Source organism: Nitrosomonas sp. Nm132 (assembly GCF_900100485.1).
Lineage (GTDB): Bacteria > Pseudomonadota > Gammaproteobacteria > Burkholderiales > Nitrosomonadaceae > Nitrosomonas.
Genome location: NZ_FNDH01000013.1, coordinates 1 through 23,776, shown reverse-complemented (window position 1 = coordinate 23,776; position 23,776 = coordinate 1). Strand labels below are relative to the sequence as shown.

The following is a 23,776-nucleotide window of genomic DNA, read 5'->3' as shown; positions in this document are numbered from 1 at the left end:
CAACGTAGCAGACTGCTTTGTATGAGGGAGCCTCTGAATAAGTCGTTTTTATACCCGCTAAAGCGGGTATCCAGTTCGAATTGGATTTATTCAGAGTCTCCTTAGTGCCTTTTCTTAAGATTGCTCGGCCTTGGTTTCAACCTCAGTTACGGTTTCTACCGTGGGTTCTTCTTCAACTTCAGCTTTGCGGCCAGATGGGTTAGTAAATAGATCATTCAATGATTGAATATAATCATTGGCTTCATTCTTGACCTGACCGAGTATCTGTTGATTGGCCGTATTCCAGCCAGCTGGTTTTTGTAGAAACATGGGTCGGTAGGCTGCTGTACTTTTAATGAATGCCTGCGTGTATTGCTTGCAGGTAGTATGATCATGACCAAATTCTACAGGAAGTTTCTTGATGATACTGTTAGCTGCCTTGCTGCGAACAGTAAAATGAATATAGCCAATAAAGCCTAGTAACGAGGCAAGCATGACGAGTGAAGGGGTTTCATTGGCCATGACATTTCCACAGAATGTTTTCAACAGATCCCAGCTGTTTGTCTGATATAAAGCCGCGCCGCTTAGAAGTAGCAATATACTGAATAGAATGCCATCAAAGAGGATGACTCTTTTTTTCCAGCTATGAAGCATGCTGGTAAGCTTGTGGATAACCTGGTTCTCAATGGTTTCTGCCGTTTGCTCGAGCATACCGGCTATACGATAAGATCGTTCGATTTCGATTTGCTGCATGCGAGTATTGATCTCCGCCATATCTTCTTCACGTTTCTTCTCATAACGTTCTTTGATTTGCGAATCATCAATCGGTGATGCTGCATCAGGATTATAAATCCGGTAAAACTTGCCAGCCAGTAAGCCTGCCTGGGCAAGGGAACGCTGCCAGGCAGAGACAACTTCTTCAGGATTATCTTCTTTAGCAGTTACATCCATCTGGTTGAGGATATAAAGGAATTTATTTGAGTCAGCGCGATTAATTGTGCCTGCTACCAAATATTCCAGAGTATCTTTCATGGCGCCTGGTTCTGGATGGCGTGCATCAAAGAATACAAGCACAAGATCAGATAAATCGATAATGTGTTGTGTCAGGCGTAAAGTAGAGTTACGCTGACTGTCTGCATCAAATCCGGGAGAGTCAATCATAATCTTGCCGCGGATCTTTTCGGAAGGGCATGTTTTTAGCTGAATATAAGCATCGATACGCTGTGGTCCAGCTTCTGAAATTTCTGCGATACTCCGGCTGATTTGGAAAAAAGGAAAACGCGGATCAGCATCCAATGCTACACCGGGTAACGTCTTGACTTCATGGTCGCTACCGTAGCAAATAACCGTAAATTTATCGTCGACTGCCTGATTGCCTGTGCGTTGCAAATGCAGGCCTAGGTAAGAATTGATAAAAGTTGATTTACCCGCCGAGAATGTTCCCAGCACCGCAATCATCGGCCACCAGGTAACATAGGTTGCGTAAGATTCATTTCTATCCAGCAACCCGATATCCTGAGCGACGCGATCTAATTTACGGAAACTATGAACGGCCTTAGCCAATACCGGATTATCAGGATGTTCTTCAGCAAGATGCTTTTCGAGACTTTGAAGACGCTTATAAATATTTGTTGAGCTTTGTGGCATAGCAGTCCTTATTCAATTTCAATTCGTTAAATAACAAAGAGCCTAATCAATTTAGTGGCTCTAGCGTTCAATCTTACCCAAATCTTATTCTATTACAATCAGACACAAAAAATTGTGAAGCCTTGCACCCATACTTTATTTTATTTCAGCAAGCAATCTATCCAGGATCTGCTCTGCCTGACGCAGATATCCCCCTCCAAACAGGTTCAGATGATTCAAAACATGGTAGAGATTGTAAAGTGTTTTGCGAGTACGATAGCCTGCATCGAGAGGGTAGGCGTCTTGATAACTCGCATAGAACTGTGCCGGGAATCCTCCGAAAAGCTCGGTCATCGCGAGATCGGCCTCGCGATCTCCATAATATACCGCAGGATCGAACAACACGGGTTGTCCGGCCGAATTAAATGAATAATTGCCACTCCACAGATCACCGTGCAATAAAGAGGCGTTGATGCGTGATCCAGTGAAGAATAATTCCAAGTCTGCCATAAGCCGCTCACCCTGGGTTTGCAGTTTGCCTTGATAGCCGTTTGTTTTCGCAAGCTGGAGTTGATGTCCCAAACGATTATAACGCCAGAAATGAATCCAATCCGAAGAGCGATCGTTTTTCTGTAAGGTTGAGCCAATGGTGTTGTCACGTATCCATCCGAACTGCGCCGAGAAAGTACGGTGCATGCCGGCCAGCCCAGAACCCAGTGCTTCGGCGTGCTGCTTGGCGGTATCTGTTAATTCCAGATATTCCAGCACCAACCAAGCATGGAAATCATTATGACCCCAGCACTTTGGGTCAGGAACGCGCAAGGCATGAGAATTTTGTATTTCTTTAAGCCCCATCGCTTCTGCCTCAAACATGGGTAGGCTGCTTGCTTTGTTTAGTTTGACAAAATAGTGCTGATCGTTACCTTGAATATGGTAAGTCTCGTTGATACATCCGCCGCCAATAGCGCTGATCTTTTCCAGAACAAAATGAGTATCCAAAGAAGAAATCTGTGCTGCAATCTCTTGCCAGGGAGATTGTAAGGATAAATGACTGGATAATCGAGTCATGATTTACTGATTGGCTAAATCCTGCCTTGCCTGCTTGATCGCTTTACGGACTTGCGCTGGCGCGGTTCCACCCGGATGGTTGCGGCTTTTCATTGAGCCTTCAAGAGTCAGGATCGAAAAAATATCTTCTTCGATGATGGAGGAAAACTGCTTCAATTCGGACAGCGAAAGTCCGCTCAAATCACAGTTTTTATTTTCAGCAAAACGAACCGCTTTAGCGACGATTTCATGTGCATCACGGAAGGGTAGTCCCTTTTTGACCAGATAATCTGCCAGATCAGTTGCAGTGGCATAGCCACGCATTGCAGCATGGCGCATGATGTCTTGTTTTACGGTTATACCGGGAAGCATGTCCGTATAAATCCGGAAGGTATCGACCAATGTGTCGACAGTATCAAATAGCGGCTCTTTGTCTTCCTGATTATCCTTGTTGTAGGCAAGCGGCTGGGATTTCATGAGCGTCAGCAGTGCCACCAGATGGCCATTGACGCGCCCCGTTTTCCCTCGAACCAGTTCAGGCACATCAGGGTTTTTCTTTTGCGGCATAATGGATGAGCCGGTACAAAAACGATCCGCAAGTTGAATGAAACTGAACGCAGGACTCATCCATATAATCAGCTCTTCAGAAAAGCGCGACAGGTGCGTCATGATCAGTGCTGCGCAGGCGCAAAACTCCACTGCGAAATCACGATCTGATACGGCATCCAGTGAGTTTAGGCAGATTCCGTCAAAACCAAGCGCTTGTGCGACCCTTTCACGATCAATGGGATAACTGGTTCCAGCCAGCGCGGCTGCTCCCAAAGGCAGTTTATTGGCACGCTTGCGACAGTCCAGCAGCCTTTCTGTGTCTCTGCATAGCATCTCATAATAAGCCATGAGATGATGGCCGAATGAGACAGGCTGAGCTACTTGCAAATGGGTAAAACCCGGCATGACCGTCTCAGTATGCTGTTCGGCTAGATCCAATAAAGCTTGCTGCATTTTCCTGATGAGATTGACGATCTCATCGATCGAAGCCCGCAGATAAAGCCGTATATCGGTAGCAACCTGATCATTGCGGGAGCGTGCGGTATGTAATCTTTTTCCGGCATCACCAATCAGCGCGGTCAGTCGTTTCTCAATATTAAGGTGAACATCTTCTAACTCAATTTGCCAGTCAAAGGCATTATTCCGAATTTCTTCGAGAATTTGACCAAGGCCTTGCTCGATGGCAGTCAGGTCAGCCGAGCTTATCACACCGACTGATGAAAGCATTTGTGCATGAGCCAGCGACCCTTGTATATCGTATTCAGCTAATCGTTTGTCAAAATTAACTGAGGCGGTGTATCGCTGCACCAATTGAGAAACAGGTTCATTGAATCGTCCTGACCAAGTTTTGGAATGATTTTCCACTGCTGCTTTCTTCTCCATTTAGATTATCTGGTTGCTATCGCTATATAGTTTAACCCGAATTTATGAAATATTTGGGCTAGCATAGCGTGTAGCTATACCACACCATCATTTGAGATGTAAAAGTACATTCTCTATAATGTGACGTGAACGATAGCGCTCTGGATTGCAATTTCTGGGTATTTTCCGGTTTTCTCGAGATGGAATCACAGGCTTCATGCCTTGAATTTTAGCCTGCTCAACAATAATATCGCTGTCGTAGCCACGATCGATCCACAAGCAAATATTTGACTGTAATACCCTCAGTCAGGCGAGAAGCTTGTGTACAATCCGCTGGGATGAGTATATCTTGCATAATAATCCTGACCGGCATACCAAATGCATCCACGGCCAGATGCAATTTTGTGTTGAGCCTCCTTTTGTGTGGTTCATATCCTGATTTCCACCTTTTGCACTAGCAGCATATGGATGAACCTTGATGTGACTGGCATTCATCATTAACCAATCATCATCTGGCTTATCAATCAACTGTTCCAATAAAAATTCCCAAATGCCGTGGTCACGCCAGCGGCAAAAGCAACGGTGTGTGTTCTTCCAATCGCCATAGGAGGGTAGCAAGCCACGCTACGGAGCGCCTGCCCTTAAAATCCAAAATAACCGCATTGAGAAACTGACAGTTATCTCGTGCTTTGCCGCCCCATGCACCCTCTCATCCAGGTAAATGTGGTTCTAGCCCGAATATTTCACAAATTGACACGTGCCCTCACTTGCCTTTTGATTAATAAGAAAGATTTTGCTCAGTCGGGTGTATGAATTACTACACCCCTCCTTCTCAAAACTTCCTTATGAATCAAAATCCTGCGTGATCATCACGCAGGATTTATGAAATATTCGGGCTAGTGATACCGTCACAAGGCAAGAGAATGGCATAATTGGCGAATTACCAATTTCTTAATGAGAAGGTTCGCCATGAGTTCAGCGCATCGCAGGCACGATATTTCAAATGAAGTCTGGGTGTCTGGAAAGTTAAAGTGGATTTAAGCGTAATAATATGTGTTTGAACTGATAGCGGATATCATGCCGCACATTCGCATAATTTACAGGGAAGAAAGGTGCATTCTGTGGGAAAGGCTTCAACATACATCTACGGCGCAACATTCCGTAGTGTTAAATCACTGCAAAGACTCATCTCATCAAGTTCATCCAATTACGGCCTTGATATTTCACTAATAGCAATTACTTACTAGGAGATAATCAGTAATCTAAAGAACTAATGATCTATCTAATTCAGCTAGAAGCAATAGCTTAAAGCTACCAGCTTCTAGCCTTCATAACATTTACATAAATCACTCTTGACACTTACCTTGATTAACAAATATGCCAAGAGGGAAGCAGGGAAACATGGTATCTACAGAAATAAATCAATTAGTATTTACCGCCCATCCCCGTCATAAATACGATTGCCCCTGCAATAATGATACCAATCGTTGCGATCGCGACTACTTTGAACAAACCTGCTTCATCAGTTCTTCTATTCTCTTCCATTTCTACTATCTCCTTTTGAAAATTTACTTTTTCACTCTTAGATACAACCCTCATTCATTCTTAGGAAGCACACAAACATGGTAGGGGGTTTACGAAGATTCTACGCATATTTACTTAGAATGGCAATATTTGAGAAATAGAAATGTAGAGAGCAAATAAACTGTCCGGACTTGTAGCAAATGATCTGTCCGGTTTATATGGAATCCGGGGAGGATTTCAGATGAAACGGACAGAATGGCTACAGGAGACCGGGAAGATGAGATTTGAAGAAGCGTATCAAGGTTACAGAAAGAGGAACCTTACGCAATCGGAAGCGGCGTTGTTGCTTGGGGTATGCGATCGCACATTCCGGCGCTATATGAACCGGCATGATGCGGGTGGATTGGATGCGTTAGTGGATAAGCGTCTTGTGCGCAGGTATCGCACCGGCGGGCACCGGTAGATGAAGTCATGTGGTTAGTAGAGCGCTACCGCAATCGTCACTTGGGTTGGAGCGCCAAGCACTTTTACGCCTGGTACCGTTCTGATGGCGGCAATCGCAGTTATACGTGGGTTAACCCGAATATTTCATAAATTGGCACGTGTCCTCACTTGCCAATTTATGAAATATTCGGGTTTAATCAAAGCTTCCTTAACTACTAGGCAAAGCAATCATGACAGACAATTCGTTTCCACATTCATCGCATGTAAAAAGCACATTTCTAACGCCTAAATCCTCAAATATGTGGCTATGTCGGCTGCGTATTAGTTTCAGTTTAGTTGATCCGCAATGCTCGCAAGCATGTTCATGAGGGTTGGAATTATGAAAATCCTCTATTCTCTCGCGCAATTTGTGGTTCTCAAACTTAATATTATGAAAACTCTCTATTCTCTCGCGCAACTTGCGGTTCTCAAATTTAATATTTTCGTTCTCCATCTTAAGATTTGATATTTCTTCCATAAGTGCCGTCGCCTGATTTCTGCATATGGAAAGCTGCGCATAGAGAGCAGCGAACTGCTCCTTAAGAAGAAGGACGGGTTCTTTCAATATGGCAGCAGATTCATTTCCGTTAATTAGCTTATCGATTCCATCAAAAATGTTCATAAGAATGCTCCGAAAAATATCAAGGAGAAAAAAACATGAGAATAAACGTAACAAGGAGATATAAGCAATGGCATCGCAAAATGAAACATTTGTTGTTGACGCATGGGGCTATTGCGATCATTGTTTCCTAATGCCAGCAGCGTGCAGTCCGGTTGCTCCGGAGGCGAGATCAGTGAGCATTTGTCCGGCCATTGGATTAATTGTCCCATTTGCGGCAGTAAACTCAAGCGCGGAACCGATATCCCCGAGGTCGGCTGTGCTGCTAGCGGCGAGAGTCGGTAGCATACTGTGGAGAACTTCCTGGACGATGCTAAGAGCCTCAATGTCTGACTCTTTCGTGATTAATAATCCTTTTGGTCATAGTTCATAAGCCAACTGTTACAGGATGATGCCCATAGCCGTCGCAGCCTTTTCCGGCGTTGCCTTGCGAGGGCGCTTGGCGGCCTCGATTTGCGCGTAACCGGCTTGCGTGATGCCCATGCGTTTGCCGGCCACATCATTCGCGATCATGCCGGGTCGCACTACGCAGGGCAGTTTGACAAAATCAGCATAGGAAACAACTACAAAGGTGGGTTTACCATTGCTATCCAAAATGGTCTGGTAGCTAGCGAGTGTGCTTATCACGTTTTATCACCTCTTCAATATCAATAATACGCATAGCCGCTATCGAACTCAAAAAAATACTCGACAATCTCCTGCCCGCAGACGGTAGCTGAGATCTGTAGTTAATAAGTTTTTTAACTCCCCTGACAATTTGGAAAATATGCCGGCACCTGATTTCGGCAAAGATTCTCTGGCGCATGGCGATTATCTTCATTTCTTCAACTTACTTAACCCAAATATTTCATAAATTGGCACGTGCCCTCACTTGTCTTTTGATTAATAAGAAAGATTTTGCTCGGTCGGGTGTATGAATCACTACACCCCTCCTTCTCAAAACTTCCCTATTAATCAAAATCCTGCGTGATCATCACGCGAATTTATGAAATATTCGGGCTAATGATCAGGGGGAATTGCTGAGCGTGAAAATAACGGCAGGTAATGTCGATGATCGTGACCCGGCGCCCGAGCTGGCACGCTCCTTATTTGGGAGACTCTTTGGTGACCGGGGCTACATCTCCCGGCTGCTCTTGTTATTTACGCTTCTATTGAGAATTAGAATGAGGTGTTTCGCGGTCAATCTTTTTTTCGGAATTTCAGTCACTTACTGTAAGGGTGTCACGGTTGGTGCTGGGCGATTACCTTGCCACTGAAGAGCAGGGTGATCCAAGTTGAGTCCGATCCGGCACTTGCATTTCACTGTTCTCATCACTGGAGACCAAGGCCTGCCCGAGCGGCAGCGGTTATTGCCCAATGCTCTTATGAGACTGATTGTATCTACTGCTGCGATAACGTGCCAAATCAAGAGTCAAGATTATCATGCAGGCAAAACATTCCCTGATGGTAAATTGCTAGTTTTTAATAACGCTACTGCTTATGAAATATTCTCAGCCTCATTTTATATATTCGGCTGTAAACAGCCCAGTTAATTCTTGCAAAGAAAGTATAGTAAATTAACAGTAACATATTGGAATTATTATCATAAAACAAAATTCTGTTTTGTTAGCAATTGATTATTGTTATAATAAGCACAATTTAGGTGGGCTTATTTGGCCCATTTTTTATTTGTGGCGAAGCTATGGCGTTGTATGAATTACTGGATTTGATGTTAGCGGGAATAGGTTATGAGCTGATAGAGGTGGAACAATCAGCTCCTGGAAAATTATTAAGAGTATTTGTGGATAAAAAGGATGGTGGTATTACTATTGACGATTGTGTCGCTATTAGTAATCATCTCAATAGATTATTAACGGTAGAAGGTATAGATTATAGCCGACTCGAGATATCTTCTCCGGGCTTGGATAGGCCTCTGAAAAAAGAAAGTGATTTTATTCGCTTTGCGGGAAAATCAGTAAAAATTAAGTTACGTATAGCACTGCAAGGTCAAAAGAACTTTATTGGAATCATACGAGAAATTAATGATGGAATGTTAGAGCTAGAGGTAGAAGGGAGGATCCTGCATATTAAGTTAGATAATTTAGAAAAAGCTCGGTTGGTTCCAGAAATATAACTATAGGTGCATAAAAATTGGCTGGAGGAATATGAGTCGCGAGATTTTGCTATTAGTAGATGCCTTGGCACACGAAAAAAATGTTGATAAAGCGATCGTTTTTACTGCCTTGGAAATGGCGCTTGCGTCTGCTACAAAAAAACATTTTCATGAAGATATTGATGTGCAGGTTGTAGTTGAGCGAGAGACTGGGAGCTATCGATGTTTTCGTAACAGATTAGTAGTTGCTGATGATGCTGTGGAGAATCCTGCGCGGCAAATTTCTTTGAGTGAGGCGTTACAGTACGATGCTGATATCAAATTGGGTGAGCATATAGAAGAGCCTCTGGAGGTAATAGAGTTTGATCGCATTGGCGCTCAAGCGGCTAAGCAAATAATCTTTCAAAGAATTCGTGATGCAGAACGTGAACAGAATCTGAATGATTTTCTTGAGCGTAAAGAATATTTAGTTGCTGGTACTATAAAACGCATAGAGCGCGGTAATGCTACTGTGGAGGCGGGCAGGATTGAAGCAATTCTACCTCGTGATCAGATGATCCCAAAAGAAAATCTGAGGGTTGGAGATCGTGTTCGCGCTTATTTATTCAAAGTTGATCGCTCAGTAAGGGGGGCTCAATTAGTACTTTCACGTACTTCTCCAGAATTTTTGATCAAATTGTTTCAATTAGAGGTGCCTGAAATTGAAGAAGGATTGCTCGAAATTAAGGTGGCCGCAAGAGATCCGGGTTCACGCGCTAAAATAGCGGTTAAATCAACTGATCAGCGTATTGATCCAATTGGTACCTGTGTAGGCATGCGTGGTTCTAGAGTACAGGCTGTTATAAGTGAACTAGCGGGAGAACGGATTGATATTATATTGTGGTCGGAAGATCCTGCTACTTTTGTCGTTAACGCACTAGCGCCAGCCGAGATCAGTAGTATCATGGTCGATGAAGATAAACATAGTATGGATATTGTTGTCAATGAAGATAATCTCGCGCAAGCAATTGGTCGTGGTGGGCAAAATGTTCGGCTTGCCTCAGAATTAACTGGCTGGGATCTCAATATCATGACTGTAGAGGAGTCACAGAAAAAGAACGAAGAAGAAACCTCTATGATTTGTAAGGTCTTCATGGAAAAACTCGATGTGGATGAAGAGGTGGCCAATATTTTGATAGAAGAGGGTTTCTCTACGCTAGAAGAGATCGCTTACGTACCACTCAATGAAATGCTGGAAATAGAAGCGCTTGATGAAGAGACAATCAATGAATTACGTAATCGGGCACGTAACGTTCTTCTAACCGATGCAATTGCTACTGAGGAAAAGCTTGAACATACATCAGAAGGGCTACTTTCTCTGGAAGGTATGGATGCTCAGCTAGTTCGTGAGCTAGCGGCTAATGGTATTAAAACACAAGAAGAGCTTGCTGATCTGGCTGCAGATGATTTAGTTGAAATGACGGGTATTGATATTGAACGTGCTAATAAGCTTATTATAAAGGCACGAGAGCCATGGTTTATTTAAAATATGTTTATCATTTTGCTTTGAACTTGAAATTTTAATTATCAACACCAATAGAATAAAAGTAAGAGCCAAAATTAATGCTCTTGTTTTTGAAATGAATTTAAGGTAAACAAAGGGTTGCTGATGACTCAAATGACTGTAGAAAAATTTGCCAATGAGCTGGATATGTTGCCAGAAGCGTTACTTGAGCAGCTTCTGGCTGCGGGCGTCAAGAAGCAGTCGATAGGGGATATTTTGACAGAAATAGATAAAGCGCAGCTGCTTGATTATCTTCGTAAAACGCATGGATCGATTGAGTCAAAGAAGAAGATCACATTGACTCGTCGGCAAACTACTGAAATACGGCAATCGGATGGAGCTGGAAAAGCTCGAACTATTGAAGTCAAAGTCCGAAAAAAGCGTGTGCTCACTAACCCCTCTGAGCAAGATACTGAAAGAGAGACAGTGCTGGAAGCAACAACCACATCAGCTCCTGCTATTTCCTCAACATCAGCTCGAAAGCCAATAATTGATGCGGCACAGCAGGCATTACGTGAACAGGAAGCATTAAAACAAGCTGAATTAATTGCTCGTCAAGCAGCGGAGCTCAAAGAGAAGCAGGAAAAAAGAAAAAATATAATTGTTGAGGAAAAGAAAGAATTAAAAGAAGAGAAGATAATCCCAAAAAAAGAAGAGCCAGCCTCATCTACTCCTGGGGAAATACCATCAGTACCACAAGTAACAGTATCTCAACCAAAACAAGTGTCAGCTGAAAGCACTCTCAGCAAGCCTGCCGTTAAACCAGAAGATAAAACTGAAAAGAAAAAGAAACAAACTAAACAAGAAGATTTATGGAAGGATGGGGTTGCTAAAAAGCGTGAAGCTAAAATACGCGGTGATTTGTCAGGAAATCAAGGCTGGCGCGTTCGCAAAGATAAACAGCATCATGGCAAATCAAATTTAGCTGAGGTACAAACACAGCACGGTTTTTCTGCTCCAACCGAGCCGGTTGTGCATGAAGTTCTTGTGCCTGAAACTATCTCGGTTGCTGCACTCGCGCAAAAAATGTCGGTAAAAGCTGCTGAGGTTATCAAAGTGCTGATGAAAATGGGTAGCATGGTGACGATCAATCAAATGCTAGATCAAGATACTGCCATGATAGTAGTTGAAGAAATGGGTCATATTGCAAAATATGCTGCACTCGATAGTCCTGAATCTTTTCTTGAAGAAATTAAGACGCCAGTTTCAGAGCTGGAGATGCAGCATCGTGCGCCGGTAGTGACTGTTATGGGACATGTTGATCATGGAAAAACATCTCTATTGGATTATATTCGTAGAACACGTGTAGCAGGTGGCGAAGCTGGGGGAATTACACAGCACATTGGCGCTTATCATGTTGAAACTGCGCATGGAATGATCACTTTTCTTGATACGCCGGGTCATGAAGCATTCACTGCCATGCGTGCGCGTGGTGCAAAAATTACTGATCTTGTTGTTCTGGTTGTAGCAGCCGATGACGGTGTAATGCCTCAAACCATAGAAGCCATTCATCATGCCAAGGCGGCAAATATCCCAATTGTGGTAGCCGTTAATAAAATGGATAAACCTGAGGCAAATTTTGAGCGTATTAAGCAAGAACTTACAAATCATGGCGTTGTATCAGAGGATTGGGGGGGGGATACTATATTTGTAGGTGTTTCAGCTAAAACTGGTCAGGGTATTGATGAGCTTCTTGAAAGTATTTTATTGCAAGCAGAGGTTTTAGAGCTTAAAGCAATTAAAAATGCGCCTGCTAAAGGAGTGGTAATTGAATCACGCTTAGATAAAGGACGCGGCCCAGTTGCAACCATATTAGTACAGTCTGGCACTTTAAAACGTGGTGATGTTTTATTGACTGGCGCTGTATTTGGAAGAGTAAGGGCGATGTTAGATGAAAAAGGTAATTCAGTTGAAGAGGCGGGGACATCTATACCAGTAGAAATTCAAGGGTTATCTGAAGTGGCAGTTGCAGGTGAAACGATTATAGCCCTGGATGATGAGCGTAAAGCCCGTGAAATTGCATTGTTTCGTCAGGGCAAATTCCGGGATGTGAAGCTTGATAAACGACAAGCTGCAAAGATGGAGGATATTTTTGGCCAGAAAGAAGATATCAAAATACTCAATCTTATTATTAAAGCAGATGTTCAGGGCTCATGTGAGGCGCTGTCATATGCTTTGCAGAAACTTGCTACTGATGAAGTGAAAATCAATATTATTCATAGTGGTGTGGGTGCGATTATTGAATCTGATATTAATCTGGCTCTCGCATCCAAAGCTGTTGTGATTGGCTTTAACACACGTGCTGATGCCAGTGCCCGCAAGTTGATTGCTACAGCGGAAGTTGATGTTCGCTATTACAATATAATTTATGATGCGGTTGATGAGATTAAGAAAGCGCTGTCTGGGATGATGGTGCCAGAGCGAAAAGAAAGTATTCTTGGTTTGGTCGATATTCGTGAGATATACCGAATTTCAAAAATAGGCACTGTAGCTGGTTGCTATGTTCTTGATGGTTTGGTGAGGCGTGATTCTCTTGTGCGAGTGCTGCGCGATGGTGTAGTAATACATAGTTGTGGTCTTGATTCCTTGAAGCGGTTCAAAGAGGATGTGAAGGAAGTAAAGGCAGGGTTTGAATGTGGACTTTCACTTAAGAACTTCAATGATATTCAAGTTGGTGATCAACTGGAGGTATATGAAATTATTGAAACTGCGCGTGTGCTGTAACGTTAAAAGTAGATGTAATGTCTAAAGATTTCTCTCGAACGCAGCGTGTTGCTGATCAAATACAGCGTGAGTTGGCTGATATGATTAAAACCGAGGTCAAAGATCCGCGGGTAGGAATGATTACTATCACTGGTGTAGAGGTGACGCGTGATTATGCTCATGCCAAGATTTTTTATACATCGATCAATAGTAATAAAGAGAATAACATTACTATTGAAGAGGGTTTAAAACATGCAAATGGATTTCTGCGTAGTCAATTATCAAGCAGAATGAGATTACGGGTAATTCCACAACTTCATTTTATTTATGATGAATCAGTTGAGCGTGGATTATATCTTTCGCGGTTAATCGATGAAGCAATTGGAAAAAACTAACAAATATTTTTATATAAGCAATAATTGCTTTTTAATATACTTTTCTAGTTGACCTGAATTCCAGGAATGTAGAAATTTAATTTTAAAATATTAAATATAATAAAAAATACGTAATCTAGATAAGGTTATTAGTATAAATTATTTGTCTTATACAAGCCTACTTTCAAGACTTAGTAAAATTAAACTTATTAAACGCAATATTAGTGGTGTTTTGTTGCTCAACAAGCCATCTGGCTTAACTTCTAATTATTCCCTGCAAATTACTAAGCGTTTTTTCGGCGCTACTAAGGCGGGTCATACTGGCACTCTTGATCCAATGGCTACTGGATTGCTGCCAATCTGTTTCGGAGAAGCCACAAAATTCTCGGCTATGTTATTGAGTGCAGATAAAACCTATCATGCTACATTGAAACTTGGTTATATCAGCACGACGGGCGATGTGGAAGGAGAGATAACTGCAGCAACACGCACGGTGTCAAGTGACAATAAATTAAGCGCCTTACGAATAAAAAATATTCTTCAAACTTTTATAGGGCGAATCAAGCAAACTCCTCCCATGTTTAGTGCTCTGAAATTTAATGGAAAACCCTTATATAAATATGCTCGGAGGGGTGAGGAAATTGAAAGAAAACCGCGTGAGATTATTATTTATGATTTATGTTTAGATTCATGGATCGGAAATGAAATATCGATCATGGTTCGTTGTGGAGCAGGAACTTATATACGTACATTAGCTGAAGATATAGGCAAAGCATTGGGTTTTGGTGGTGCATATCTTACAAGTTTATGCCGAAGCCAGATTGGTGAGTTTAGCTTGCAGCAAGCACATCAATTAGATCAATTTCAAGGAGTTTTTTCTTCTGAGCATGATGCATATTTATATCCTATCGATAGCTTGCTTTACAATTTTCCTTCCATCGCATTCAGTGAAGCAGAAACTTTAGCTTTATTACAAGGACAACTGATAAATAATAAAAATAAATATGGCTTGCCCCTGGGAACTAAAATCAGGCTGTATAGCAGTAGCGGGTTATTTCTAGGATTGGGAGAAATAACAGAAATTGGAATAATAGCCCCCAAAAGATTAATATCTTCCAAAGGTATGATAAATCATATTACTGAATAATATGGCTTTTATACTTAAAGTGAAATAAATACTATTAGTAGAAATAAAATAGACAATGATTCATTCATTTTTAAGTCATGTTTTCTATAACGACAAAGTGTCAAAGATATTTCAGTGCGTTATAATGCTTAGTTTTAATTGCTAACTATGTTGCAAGGCAACAATCTAGAATGTATGCGTGGTGACCGCGTATTATTCAGTGGTATCAATTTTTCTATAAAGCCGGGTGAATTGATGCAGGTACGTGGGCCTAATGGCAGTGGCAAGACTAGTTTATTAAGAATGTTATGTGGCTTAGCGGTTCCAAACTCAGGCGAGGTTAGCTGGAATGGCTCCGATATCCGATCTCTAGGCGAAGATTATTATAGTGTTATAACTTATTTAGGGCATTTAAGTGGTGTAAAAGATGACTTGACCACCATTGAAAATCTGTGTATCACAAGCGCTCTTGCTGGTGTAGAGATTGATAAAAAGACAGCCTGTGAAATCTTACAGAAAATGGGTTTAGAGAAGCGTGAGGCGTTGCTGGCTAAAGTACTATCGCAAGGTCAGAAGCGGCGAGTTGCATTGGCGCGCTTATTGCTGGTACAGACTAAACTATGGATACTAGATGAACCTCTGACTGCATTGGATGTTTCAGCAATTGAATTGATTAAAAATATAATAGAACGATATTTGGCTCAAGGTGGTATGGTAATACTGACGACGCACCAGGAAATTAATATTACAGCTACGGTAACGCATCAACTATACCTTTCTTGATATGTTGATTTGGATAATTCGGCGTGATTTATTATTGGCAATGCGCCGGCAGGCTGATGTATTAACGACATTATTTTTCTTTATTATCGTAGTGAGCCTATTTCCACTAGGTGTGGGGCCAGAAATGAATATACTTCGGATCATGGCTCCAGGAATTGTATGGGTTGCCGCATTACTAGCGTCAATGCTCTCACTTGGACGTATGTTTTCCAATGATTATTTGGACGGAACCTTAGAGCAAATATTACTCTCACCAACATCCCTGCCTTTATTAGTACTAGGAAAGATGTTTTCACATTGGTTGGTTACGGGAGTTCCCTTAGTATTGATGGCTCCAGTATTAGGTATTCAATATGATTTACCTTTTAGTGCGCTTATAGTGTTGACATTATCATTATTGTTAGGTACTCCTATCTTGAGTCTAATTGGCGCAATAGGCGCTGCCCTAACTTTAGGATTAAGAGGGGGGGGAGTGCTAGTATCATTACTGGTGTTGCCGTTATATATCCCAGTACTTATTTTTGGCGCGGGTGCGGTAGAAGCAAGTACCGCAGGCTTAGGGTTTGACGCACATTTCTCATTGCTTGGTGCTTTCTTGCTTGTATCATTAGTTTGTGCACCTTGGGCAACAGCAGCCTCTCTTAGGATCTCAATCGAATAAAATTCAACTAAAACTTACAAGCAAAAATTTGATATGTCGATAAATTGGTACAAATATGCTTCACCTGCAAGTTTTTATTTTCTGGCAGGAAGAATGATTCCATATTTTTCTATTGCAGCCATAGTATTGCTCATTATTGGTCTTTATATTGGCTTTTTTGTAGCACCGACTGATTTTCAGCAAGGAGAAGCATATCGCATTATTTTCATTCACGTACCAGCTGCGTGGATGTCCATGTTCCTATATTTGGTTATGGCATTTTGGGCAGGGATTGGCCTTGCTTTTAATACCCGTCTTTCATCAATGGTGGCTACGGCTATTGCACCAACGGGAGCAATGTTCACCTTCATTGCATTATGGACAGGAGCTTGGTGGGGCAAGCCAATGTGGGGAGCATGGTGGGTGTGGGATGCACGACTTACTTCCGAGTTAATTTTATTATTCCTTTATATTGGATTTATGTCACTTCAGGCTGCTATTGATGATCCGCGACGGGCAGATAAAGCTGGTGCGGTTATCGCATTAGTGGGCGTAGTTAATATCCCTATTATTTATTTTTCTGTTCAATGGTGGAATACTTTACACCAAGGTGCATCGGTCAGTGTTACTCAATCACCCAAGATGGCGGCAAGTATGCTTGTTGGAATGCTGATCATGTCACTTGCCGCATGGATGTATTCCATTGCCATGATATTAATGCGAACACGGGTTATTATATTGGAGCGTGAACGTCATACTGCGTGGGTGGCAGAATTAAAGGGGGCTGCACGATGATCTGGAATAACTGGTCAGAATTTTTTTCAATGGGTGGGTATGGACTCTATGTCTGGGGCTCGTATCTAGTCTCATTTGCTTGCATAGCTGGTGAAATTTGGCTGATATTAAATCGTCGTAGAACTTTGCAAAAGTATCTTGGTCTCAGAGACGAATCAACTATAAGAGAGAAAAAATGAAACCACGTCATAAAAAAATAGCGATTATTGCCTCAAGTGTTACAGCATTAACAATTGCAGCTATTTTGGTACTGAATGTTTTCCAGAGCAATCTAGTTTTTTTCTTTAGCCCTAGCCAAATTGCAGCCAATGAGGCACCGATTGGTAAGAGTTTTAGAATTGGTGGAATTGTAGAAGAGGGTAGTTTAACTCGCCAAGGCAGCAGCACGACTGTTAGCTTTGCAGTAACCGATACTGCAGAAGCAATACAAGTGGTATACACTGGGATACTCCCTGATTTATTCAAAGAAGGTAAGGGTGTGGTAGCGCAAGGGAAAATAGCAGATGATGGTATTTTCTATGCGGATGAAGTTCTTGCCAAGCATGATGAAAATTACATGCCACCAGAGGCTGCAAGCGCACTAGAACAAGCGGCCAAAGCTCAGAAAACATCATTAACCCAATAAGAAAAAAGCTTTCATAGAGCACATAGGGTTAGGATTTCTTAATCTCAGATAATTATTTTTTAGGGATAGCATTTCAATCATGATTCCAGAACTTGGTAATTTTGCTCTAATTCTTGCTATGTTATTAGCTTTAATTCAAGGCACCTTGCCCATTATTGGCGCAGCTCGCGGCATCCCTTCATGGATTGCCCTGGCTCGCCCAGCTGTGCAAGGTCAATTCGTGTTTATTGCTATCTCTTTTGGTTGCTTAGCCTATTCCTTTGTTAGCAATGATTTTTCAGTACATAATGTAGCTTCTCACTCTAATTCTGAATTGCCGCTTCATTTTCGGTTTGCTGCTACTTGGGGGTCACATGAAGGATCGTTGCTTTTATGGGTACTGTTATTAGCAGGATGGTCAGTTGCTGTTAGTGTATTTAGCCGTCAACTGCCAGACGATATGGTAGCCAGGGTTTTAGGTGTGCTAGGTCTAGTTAGTGTGGGTTTTTTATTATTTTTGCTATTTACTTCCAACCCCTTTGATCGTCTTTTGCCAGCAGCTCTTGACGGTAATGATTTGAATCCTTTACTGCAGGATCCCGGGATGGTATTGCACCCACCTATGCTTTATATGGGGTATGTTGGCTTCTCGGTGGCGTTTGCTTTCGCTATTGCGGCCCTCCTAAGTGGTCAGCTAGATGCTGCCTGGGCACGTTGGTCGCGTCCCTGGACAACTGCTGCGTGGGTATTTCTGACTACCGGTATTATGATTGGTAGCTGGTGGGCTTATTATGAATTGGGTTGGGGCGGCTGGTGGTTTTGGGATGCAGTTGAAAATGCTTCCTTTATGCCTTGGCTAGTTGGCACCGCTCTTATTCATTCTCTAGCAGTTACGGAAAAGCGTGGTAGCTTCAAAAGCTGGACTGTGCTGCTTGCAATAGTCGCATTTTCATTGAGCTTACTCGGTACATTCTTAGTGCGTTCTGGTGTGCTTACATCAGTTCATGCATTTGCCACAGATCCTGCGCGCGGGATATTTATCTTAGTTTACTTAGTTGCGATAGTAGGTTTTTCATTAATATTATTTGCTTGGCGTGCGCCAAAAGTGGGTTTGGGAGGAAACTTTCAACTCATTTCACGTGAATCCATGCTTCTTGTAAATAATGTCCTGCTGTTGGTTGCTGCTGGCAGCGTTATGTTGGGCACACTCTATCCTTTACTGGTTGATGCTTTGGGTCTTGGAAAGATCTCAGTTGGACCGCCATATTTTGAAGCTGTATTTGTACCGTTAATGGCACCGGCTATTTTTCTGATAGGATTGGGGCCTATTGCGAGATGGAAACAGGCAAGTTTACCGTCTATGGTCATTCGTTTACGCTGGGCTTTTGGCGTGAGTCTGATCAGCGCATTAATAATGCCATTTTTCATGAGTGAGTGGAAACCACTCGTTAGTTTTGGCTTATTGTTAGCTTTCTGGATCATTGCCAGTATTTTTGTAAATATCAAACATCGTTTACAAAATAGTGGTGAGGGTGGATTACTCACAAAATTATCCCGGCAATCCCGTAGTTACTATGGAATGCACTGCGCACATTTAGGTATAGCTGTTTTTGTCATTGGCGTAACACTCGTCAATGGTTACGAGACTGAAAAAGATGTTCGTATGGAAATCGGTAATACTGTTTCAATTAGTGGGTACACTTTCCGATTTAATGGAATATCAAATATTCCTGGACCTAATTACAAAGCAGTTCAGGGTGATATTGATGTTCTGAAGGATGATAAGCTCATTCAGAAACTGTATCCAGAAAAAAGGACTTACAATGCTTCCGGTATGGTCATGACTGAAGCAGCCATTGATGCCGGTTTATTCCGTGATCTATACATTGCCTTAGGTGAACCATTAGATAACAATGCCTGGGTTGTTCGCGTTTACCATAAGCCATTTGTAGACTGGATATGGCTAGGATGTATCCTAATGGCATTAGGTGGAATTCTAGCTGTTACAGATCGTCGTTATCGTTACGGTATTCGTAAAAAAGACAAGACTGAGATCACTTCAGAAATACTTACTAAAAGTAATACAGACATAAAATCCAGAGATATAGAGCCGGTTATTCTTCCAGAGGTAAGAAAAGTATGATTCGCTTCTTACTACCGCTTGCTATATTTATTGTTCTGGTTGTATTTCTTGGAATTGGTCTGACACTAAATCCTCGCCAGGTACCATCGCCTCTTATCGATAAACCTGCACCTGTTTTCCAGTTAAATCATTTGCATGATCCGGACAAAATCATGATGTCGAAAGATAATCTTGGTAAAGTATGGATGTTGAATGTTTGGGCCTCTTGGTGTGTGGCTTGCCGTGATGAGCATCCTCTGCTTGTGCAACTAGCCAAGACAGGAATAGTGCCAATATACGGTCTCAATTACAAAGATGAGCGAGATACCGCTTTACAATGGCTTAGACAATATGGTGATCCTTATACGGTCAGTATTGTTGATTCCGATGGTAAGGTAGGCATTGATTATGGTGTCTACGGTGTTCCTGAGACATATATTATTGATAAACAGGGAATTATTCGTCACAAGCATATTGGACCTGTAACGGTAAAATCACTGGAAGACAAGATTCTCCCCTTGATAAGGGAGTTGCAAGGATAGATTCGATGTATAAATTTAAAGCTATAAATGTTTTTGTCTTACAAGAGCGTGCTAGTCAATTTTTTAAATATATAAGACAGTTAGTTATTGTTTTTTCTGTGTTTTTATTGCCATTGACTAGTTTTGCTAATGAAGCATTACCGGTTGCCGAGGATCCAGTGCTGGAAAAACGCCTGGTTGAACTATCAGAGAATCTCCGTTGTTTGGTATGCCAGAATGAATCACTTGCTGGTTCTCGTGCTGATTTTGCTATCGATTTGAGGCGTGAAATTCGAGAACAAATGAAAGCTGATAAAAGTGACGAAGAAATCATAGATTTTTTGGTTGCTCGCTATGGTGACTTTGTTCTTTACAATCCACCATTCAAAACTACCACAATATTATTATGGTTTGGCCCGCTTATTTTATTTATAGGTGCAACGACAGCCCTAATCTTCTATTTAAGACGCCGTCGCACACAGATAGATGATATCCCACTATCAGAAAGTCAGCGCTTAGAGGCTGAAGCTTTAATAAGAAAAATTAATAAGGAATAAGTAAGTATGACTTCATTTTGGGTCGTGGCTGGTATTTTTATTGTTGCTGCGTTGCTGTTTGTACTTCCGACTCTGCTGAGAAAAAGGCAGGATAAAATAGAACTATTAGAACGGGAAACTGCGAATATTGCGATTTATCGTGACCAGCTTGCTGAATTAGATAATGATCTGCGTAATGATATTTTATCCAAAGAACAATATGATAAAAGTAAGCAGGAATTGCACAAAAGAATGCTGCAAGATTTAGCGGCATCATCAAAAAATCCTTCAGCCTCCTCTGCTATAAAAAGCCATGGAATTGCCACGATAGCTGTTGTCATTTTAGCGATTCCACTTACAGCAATATCGTTATATATGGTTTTGGGTGATACACGTGGATTGCTTCCACAATCCCAGTTAGCTAGCGTAACACAATCTCATTCACAAGATATGGCAGGGATGCCTCCTGGCCATACCGAAATTAAATCTGTTGTGGATAATTTGGTTGCGCGTCTTAAGGAAAATCCAGAGGATATCGAAGGTTGGGTTATGCTAGGCCGAACCTACGCAATTACGGGTCAATTTGATGAAGCAAGTGCGACGTATGCCAAATTAATTGAAATTATTCCTGATAGCGCACAATTGTTGAGTGATTATGCAGACGTACTTGCAATGACAAATAATGGGAGTTTGATTGGTAAACCCGCTGAGTTAATTAATCAAGCACTTAAGATTGATCCAAATTATCCCAAGGCCCTTGCATTAGCAGGAACTGTTGAATTTGAACAAAAAAAATATGATCAAGCTACAGTCTATTGGGAAAGATTATTGAGCGCTATTCCATCTGATTCACAATTAGCTAAATCAGTAAGTGACAGTATTGCTCAGGCAAAATCACTGGCTATGAAAGGTGAAGAGAGTACCGCCCCGCTGCAATTGACACAAAGCTCAAATATAAGCAGTGACTTACCTGCTGAGACAAAACAGCAACCATTATCTGATAAATCGGATAGCACCAAAGCTACCACTACTATCACGGGTACCGTTACGCTGAACCCTTCTTTGACCAACAGAGTGTCACCAAATGATACTTTGTTTGTTTTTGCACGAGCCAAAACTGGACCAAAAATGCCATTAGCTATTTTAAGATTGACTGCTAAAGATTTACCTACAACCTTTTCACTAGATGATGATATGGCCATGACACCAACTATGAAGATGTCTAGTTTTCCAGAAGTGGTTATAGGTGCTAGGATAACGAAGTCAGGTCAAGCTGTACCAGCAAGTGGCGATTTAGAAGGTTTTAGTCAACCTGTAAAAATTGGTGATAAAGATATCGCTGTTGTAATCGATCAAATAATTCCCTAGCCCAACTTTTAATAAAACATTAGTTTGTGTAAATATTACGATGATGCTTAAACCTGCTCCAGATTTTGAGCTTAAGGCCACTGGTGAGAAAGTGTTTCACCTATCAGCACATTTAGGGAGAAATATAGTAATTTATTTTTATCCTAAAGATAATACGCCAGGTTGTACAGATGAGAGTCTACAATTTCGTGATCTATATACTGAATTTAATGATCTTAACTGTGTAATTATTGGAATTTCACGAGATAATATAAAATCTCATGAGAATTTTAAGGAGAAATTATCATTACCTTTTGACTTGCTTAGCGATACTGATGAGTCCATATGCGAACTTTACAGTGTCATTAAAATGAAAAATATGTTTGGTAAACAAGTGCGCGGTATAGAACGTAGTACTTTTGTGATCGATGCAAAAGGTATCTTACGAAAAGAGTGGCGTGGTGTTAAAGTGCCTGGTCATGCCGAGGAGGTTCTCTCGTTTATTAGAGAATTAAAAAATTAAATAAATTTTATGCTAATAAATGCTTAATTGAGCCTTTTTCCTCTAAAAGTTCTTTATATGTTGCAAGTATCTTTGTTCTAGAAATTTTATTTATTTCTAACCCCTGAACAATTGTATAAACGCCATTTTGGCAAGTGACGGGAAACCCATAAATTACCCCCTCCGGAATTTCATAGCTTCCATCAGAAAGAACTCCCATTGATACCCAATCATTTTCTCTTGTACCAATAACCCAGTCATGGACATGGCTAATTATTGCATTAGCGGCACTGGCTGCACTCGATAGTCCTCTTGCTTCAATTATTGCAGCACCTCGATTCTGAACGGTAGGAATAAAATAATCCTCTATCCAAGCCTGATCACCAATAAGGTTTATGACTTTCTTGTTATCTATTTCTGTATGACTCAGATCAGGAAACTGCGTAGAGGAATGATTGCCCCAAATAATCATTTTTCTGATTTCAGATACAGGCTGACCTAATTTTGTTGCTATTTGATACAATGCCCGATTATGATCAAGTCTAAGCATGGCAGCAAAATTACCTGTTGGTAAATCCGGAGCATTTCTCATTGTAATATAAGCATTAGTATTGGCTGGGTTGCCAACAATCAGTACTCTTACGTTACGTTTAGCAACTTTATTAAGTGCTTTACCTTGAATGCTGAATATTTCTGCATTTGCTGTGAGCAGATCTTTGCGCTCCATGCCTTTAGTTCGAGGGCGCGCGCCAACTAGAATGGCAATATCCGCCATATTGAAAGCAACTAACGGATCATCTGTTGTGACGACATTCTTCAAAAGTGGGAAAGCACAGTCGCACAATTCCATTACTACGCCATCAAGGATATGCTGAGATCCAGTAACGTCAAGTAGATGCAAAATGATGGGTTGATCACTTCCAAGCATATCACCAGCCGCAATCCTGAACAACAGACTATAGCCAATTTGACCTGCTGCGCCTGTGATCGCAATACAAAGAGGAGGTTTCATTCTTTAATTTACAAAATATTATCACTCATAATAAAACGCATAAATAAACAAGCTTGTCTATTATATTAAAAGTCTACCACTGTTTCCTTCTGATTTAGGATAATAATCCGATAATATTGCATACTTCCCATTTTCATGGGTTAGAAAAATACTGGGCAGCAAAGCATCTTACAGGATGCTCTGTGAGAAAAGGAAACAAAAAGAGCTCATAATCTTATTAAAATAGGGGCTCAGGCAAGGAAGAGCTATAGTTAAATCTGGTGTACTAGTACTCAGTCATTCTTCTAAAGTCAGGTAAAGTTTCTTCAATTTTACCCGAGCGTCATCATTCGTAAAGCGCCACTCCATGGGACGTGCGGAAGCATTTCGTTGTGCTTGCCACGCTGCC

23 protein-coding genes and 2 pseudogenes are annotated in these 23,776 nt (G+C 41.5%); 17 read left to right on the top strand and 8 right to left on the bottom strand.

Translation table 11 applies throughout. The features are described from left to right. Positions 1-114 precede the first annotated feature (114 nt). The 4 genes and pseudogenes from BLP80_RS06830 to BLP80_RS16205 all read right to left on the bottom strand — a co-directional run. Entirely contained in the window at positions 115-1,626 is a 1,512-nt protein-coding gene (locus BLP80_RS06830) for a dynamin family protein (protein WP_090541652.1), read from the bottom strand. Between the two features lie 135 nt (positions 1,627-1,761). Continuing rightward, on the bottom strand, positions 1,762-2,673 hold the full coding sequence (locus tag BLP80_RS06825) for a fructosamine kinase family protein (RefSeq protein ID WP_090541650.1): 912 nt from the start codon (positions 2,671-2,673) through the stop codon (positions 1,762-1,764). A 3-nt stretch (positions 2,674-2,676) separates the two neighbouring features. After that, positions 2,677-4,083, bottom strand: coding sequence for an argininosuccinate lyase (argH, locus tag BLP80_RS06820; RefSeq protein ID WP_090541648.1), 1,407 nt, complete (start codon positions 4,081-4,083; stop codon positions 2,677-2,679). 90 nt (positions 4,084-4,173) lie between these two features. Next, positions 4,174-4,819, bottom strand: a pseudogene (locus BLP80_RS16205) (IS5 family transposase); the annotation flags it as partial. 1,008 nt (positions 4,820-5,827) lie between these two features. Here BLP80_RS16205 and BLP80_RS06815 point away from each other — a divergent pair. Next, a complete protein-coding gene (locus BLP80_RS06815; RefSeq protein WP_218120397.1) occupies positions 5,828-6,049 on the top strand; it encodes a helix-turn-helix domain-containing protein in 222 nt (73 codons plus the stop codon). Positions 6,050-6,238: 189 nt separating this feature from the next. Here the strand turns inward: BLP80_RS06815 and BLP80_RS06810 are convergent, their stop codons facing one another. The 3 genes from BLP80_RS06810 to BLP80_RS06805 form a co-directional block, all read right to left on the bottom strand. Next, entirely contained in the window at positions 6,239-6,691 is a 453-nt protein-coding gene (locus tag BLP80_RS06810) for a hypothetical protein (RefSeq protein WP_090541646.1), read from the bottom strand. Positions 6,692-6,808: 117 nt separating this feature from the next. Continuing rightward, positions 6,809-6,976, bottom strand: a complete 168-nt coding sequence (locus tag BLP80_RS15615; RefSeq protein WP_176754297.1) for a hypothetical protein — start codon at positions 6,974-6,976, stop codon at positions 6,809-6,811. A 93-nt stretch (positions 6,977-7,069) separates the two neighbouring features. Beyond that, on the bottom strand, positions 7,070-7,315 hold the full coding sequence (locus BLP80_RS06805; RefSeq protein WP_256324986.1) for a transcriptional regulator: 246 nt from the start codon (positions 7,313-7,315) through the stop codon (positions 7,070-7,072). A gap of 374 nt (positions 7,316-7,689) precedes the next feature. On the opposite strand from BLP80_RS06805, the pseudogene BLP80_RS16200 reads away from it, so the two are divergent. The 16 genes and pseudogenes from BLP80_RS16200 to BLP80_RS06715 form a co-directional block, all read left to right on the top strand. Beyond that, positions 7,690-7,821, top strand: a pseudogene (locus BLP80_RS16200) (transposase); the annotation flags it as partial. 548 nt (positions 7,822-8,369) lie between these two features. Next, positions 8,370-8,801 carry a ribosome maturation factor RimP gene (gene rimP, locus BLP80_RS06785; RefSeq protein ID WP_090541638.1) on the top strand — a complete coding sequence of 144 codons (432 nt, stop codon included), beginning with the start codon at positions 8,370-8,372 and terminating at the stop codon, positions 8,799-8,801. Between the two features lie 31 nt (positions 8,802-8,832). Continuing rightward, complete coding sequence (gene nusA, locus BLP80_RS06780; RefSeq protein WP_090541636.1) at positions 8,833-10,305, top strand: transcription termination factor NusA; 1,473 nt, start codon at positions 8,833-8,835, stop codon at positions 10,303-10,305. A gap of 123 nt (positions 10,306-10,428) precedes the next feature. Beyond that, positions 10,429-13,047, top strand: coding sequence for a translation initiation factor IF-2 (infB, locus tag BLP80_RS06775; protein ID WP_090541633.1), 2,619 nt, complete (start codon positions 10,429-10,431; stop codon positions 13,045-13,047). A gap of 17 nt (positions 13,048-13,064) precedes the next feature. Next, the gene (rbfA, locus tag BLP80_RS06770; protein WP_090541630.1) at positions 13,065-13,421 is read left to right on the top strand and encodes a 30S ribosome-binding factor RbfA; all 357 of its coding nucleotides are present in this window, start codon (positions 13,065-13,067) and stop codon (positions 13,419-13,421) included. Positions 13,422-13,563: 142 nt separating this feature from the next. Then, on the top strand, positions 13,564-14,547 hold the full coding sequence (gene truB / locus BLP80_RS06765) for a tRNA pseudouridine(55) synthase TruB (RefSeq protein ID WP_090541628.1): 984 nt from the start codon (positions 13,564-13,566) through the stop codon (positions 14,545-14,547). A 147-nt stretch (positions 14,548-14,694) separates the two neighbouring features. Beyond that, the gene (gene ccmA / locus BLP80_RS06760; RefSeq protein ID WP_090541626.1) at positions 14,695-15,309 is read left to right on the top strand and encodes a cytochrome c biogenesis heme-transporting ATPase CcmA; all 615 of its coding nucleotides are present in this window, start codon (positions 14,695-14,697) and stop codon (positions 15,307-15,309) included. A gap of 1 nt (position 15,310) precedes the next feature. Beyond that, entirely contained in the window at positions 15,311-15,970 is a 660-nt protein-coding gene (ccmB, locus tag BLP80_RS06755; protein WP_090541624.1) for a heme exporter protein CcmB, read from the top strand. Positions 15,971-16,003: 33 nt separating this feature from the next. After that, a complete protein-coding gene (gene ccmC / locus BLP80_RS06750; RefSeq protein WP_090541622.1) occupies positions 16,004-16,744 on the top strand; it encodes a heme ABC transporter permease CcmC in 741 nt (246 codons plus the stop codon). Then, the gene (ccmD, locus tag BLP80_RS06745; RefSeq protein ID WP_090541620.1) at positions 16,741-16,923 is read left to right on the top strand and encodes a heme exporter protein CcmD; all 183 of its coding nucleotides are present in this window, start codon (positions 16,741-16,743) and stop codon (positions 16,921-16,923) included. Before ccmC ends, ccmD begins: the two co-directional genes overlap by 4 nt. Beyond that, the gene (gene ccmE / locus BLP80_RS06740; protein ID WP_090541618.1) at positions 16,920-17,369 is read left to right on the top strand and encodes a cytochrome c maturation protein CcmE; all 450 of its coding nucleotides are present in this window, start codon (positions 16,920-16,922) and stop codon (positions 17,367-17,369) included. Before ccmD ends, ccmE begins: the two co-directional genes overlap by 4 nt. Before the next feature lie 79 nt (positions 17,370-17,448). Continuing rightward, entirely contained in the window at positions 17,449-19,491 is a 2,043-nt protein-coding gene (locus tag BLP80_RS06735; protein WP_090541616.1) for a heme lyase CcmF/NrfE family subunit, read from the top strand. Next, complete coding sequence (locus BLP80_RS06730; RefSeq protein ID WP_090541614.1) at positions 19,488-20,012, top strand: DsbE family thiol:disulfide interchange protein; 525 nt, start codon at positions 19,488-19,490, stop codon at positions 20,010-20,012. The genes BLP80_RS06735 and BLP80_RS06730 overlap by 4 nt, the downstream gene beginning before the upstream one ends. A gap of 5 nt (positions 20,013-20,017) precedes the next feature. Further along, positions 20,018-20,548 carry a cytochrome c-type biogenesis protein gene (locus BLP80_RS06725; RefSeq protein WP_090541612.1) on the top strand — a complete coding sequence of 177 codons (531 nt, stop codon included), beginning with the start codon at positions 20,018-20,020 and terminating at the stop codon, positions 20,546-20,548. Between the two features lie 6 nt (positions 20,549-20,554). Then, on the top strand, positions 20,555-21,895 hold the full coding sequence (gene ccmI, locus BLP80_RS06720; RefSeq protein ID WP_090541610.1) for a c-type cytochrome biogenesis protein CcmI: 1,341 nt from the start codon (positions 20,555-20,557) through the stop codon (positions 21,893-21,895). A gap of 40 nt (positions 21,896-21,935) precedes the next feature. Next, positions 21,936-22,397: a peroxiredoxin gene (locus BLP80_RS06715; protein WP_090541608.1), complete on the top strand. Its 462-nt coding sequence runs from the start codon at positions 21,936-21,938 to the stop codon at positions 22,395-22,397. A 7-nt stretch (positions 22,398-22,404) separates the two neighbouring features. On the opposite strand, the gene BLP80_RS06710 is transcribed toward BLP80_RS06715, so the two are convergent. Then, complete coding sequence (locus BLP80_RS06710; protein WP_090541606.1) at positions 22,405-23,388, bottom strand: malate dehydrogenase; 984 nt, start codon at positions 23,386-23,388, stop codon at positions 22,405-22,407. Positions 23,389-23,776: the final 388 nt, after the last annotated feature.

Coding starts and splice junctions, on each gene's coding strand:
- BLP80_RS06825 (WP_090541650.1), bottom strand. CDS start 2,673: ATGACTCGATTATCCAGTCATTTATCCTTACAATCTCCCTGGCAAGAG.
- ccmD (WP_090541620.1), top strand. CDS start 16,741: ATGATCTGGAATAACTGGTCAGAATTTTTTTCAATGGGTGGGTATGGA.
- BLP80_RS06725 (WP_090541612.1), top strand. CDS start 20,018: ATGTATAAATTTAAAGCTATAAATGTTTTTGTCTTACAAGAGCGTGCT.
- BLP80_RS06710 (WP_090541606.1), bottom strand. CDS start 23,388: ATGAAACCTCCTCTTTGTATTGCGATCACAGGCGCAGCAGGTCAAATT.
- BLP80_RS06815 (WP_218120397.1), top strand. CDS start 5,828: ATGAAACGGACAGAATGGCTACAGGAGACCGGGAAGATGAGATTTGAA.
- BLP80_RS06830 (WP_090541652.1), bottom strand. CDS start 1,626: ATGCCACAAAGCTCAACAAATATTTATAAGCGTCTTCAAAGTCTCGAA.
- rbfA (WP_090541630.1), top strand. CDS start 13,065: ATGTCTAAAGATTTCTCTCGAACGCAGCGTGTTGCTGATCAAATACAG.
- argH (WP_090541648.1), bottom strand. CDS start 4,083: ATGGAGAAGAAAGCAGCAGTGGAAAATCATTCCAAAACTTGGTCAGGA.
- ccmC (WP_090541622.1), top strand. CDS start 16,004: ATGTCGATAAATTGGTACAAATATGCTTCACCTGCAAGTTTTTATTTT.
- rimP (WP_090541638.1), top strand. CDS start 8,370: ATGGCGTTGTATGAATTACTGGATTTGATGTTAGCGGGAATAGGTTAT.
- BLP80_RS06810 (WP_090541646.1), bottom strand. CDS start 6,691: ATGAACATTTTTGATGGAATCGATAAGCTAATTAACGGAAATGAATCT.
- BLP80_RS15615 (WP_176754297.1), bottom strand. CDS start 6,976: ATGCTACCGACTCTCGCCGCTAGCAGCACAGCCGACCTCGGGGATATC.
- ccmA (WP_090541626.1), top strand. CDS start 14,695: ATGTTGCAAGGCAACAATCTAGAATGTATGCGTGGTGACCGCGTATTA.
- BLP80_RS06715 (WP_090541608.1), top strand. CDS start 21,936: ATGATGCTTAAACCTGCTCCAGATTTTGAGCTTAAGGCCACTGGTGAG.
- nusA (WP_090541636.1), top strand. CDS start 8,833: ATGAGTCGCGAGATTTTGCTATTAGTAGATGCCTTGGCACACGAAAAA.
- BLP80_RS06735 (WP_090541616.1), top strand. CDS start 17,449: ATGATTCCAGAACTTGGTAATTTTGCTCTAATTCTTGCTATGTTATTA.
- infB (WP_090541633.1), top strand. CDS start 10,429: ATGACTCAAATGACTGTAGAAAAATTTGCCAATGAGCTGGATATGTTG.
- ccmB (WP_090541624.1), top strand. CDS start 15,311: ATGTTGATTTGGATAATTCGGCGTGATTTATTATTGGCAATGCGCCGG.
- ccmI (WP_090541610.1), top strand. CDS start 20,555: ATGACTTCATTTTGGGTCGTGGCTGGTATTTTTATTGTTGCTGCGTTG.
- BLP80_RS06730 (WP_090541614.1), top strand. CDS start 19,488: ATGATTCGCTTCTTACTACCGCTTGCTATATTTATTGTTCTGGTTGTA.
- ccmE (WP_090541618.1), top strand. CDS start 16,920: ATGAAACCACGTCATAAAAAAATAGCGATTATTGCCTCAAGTGTTACA.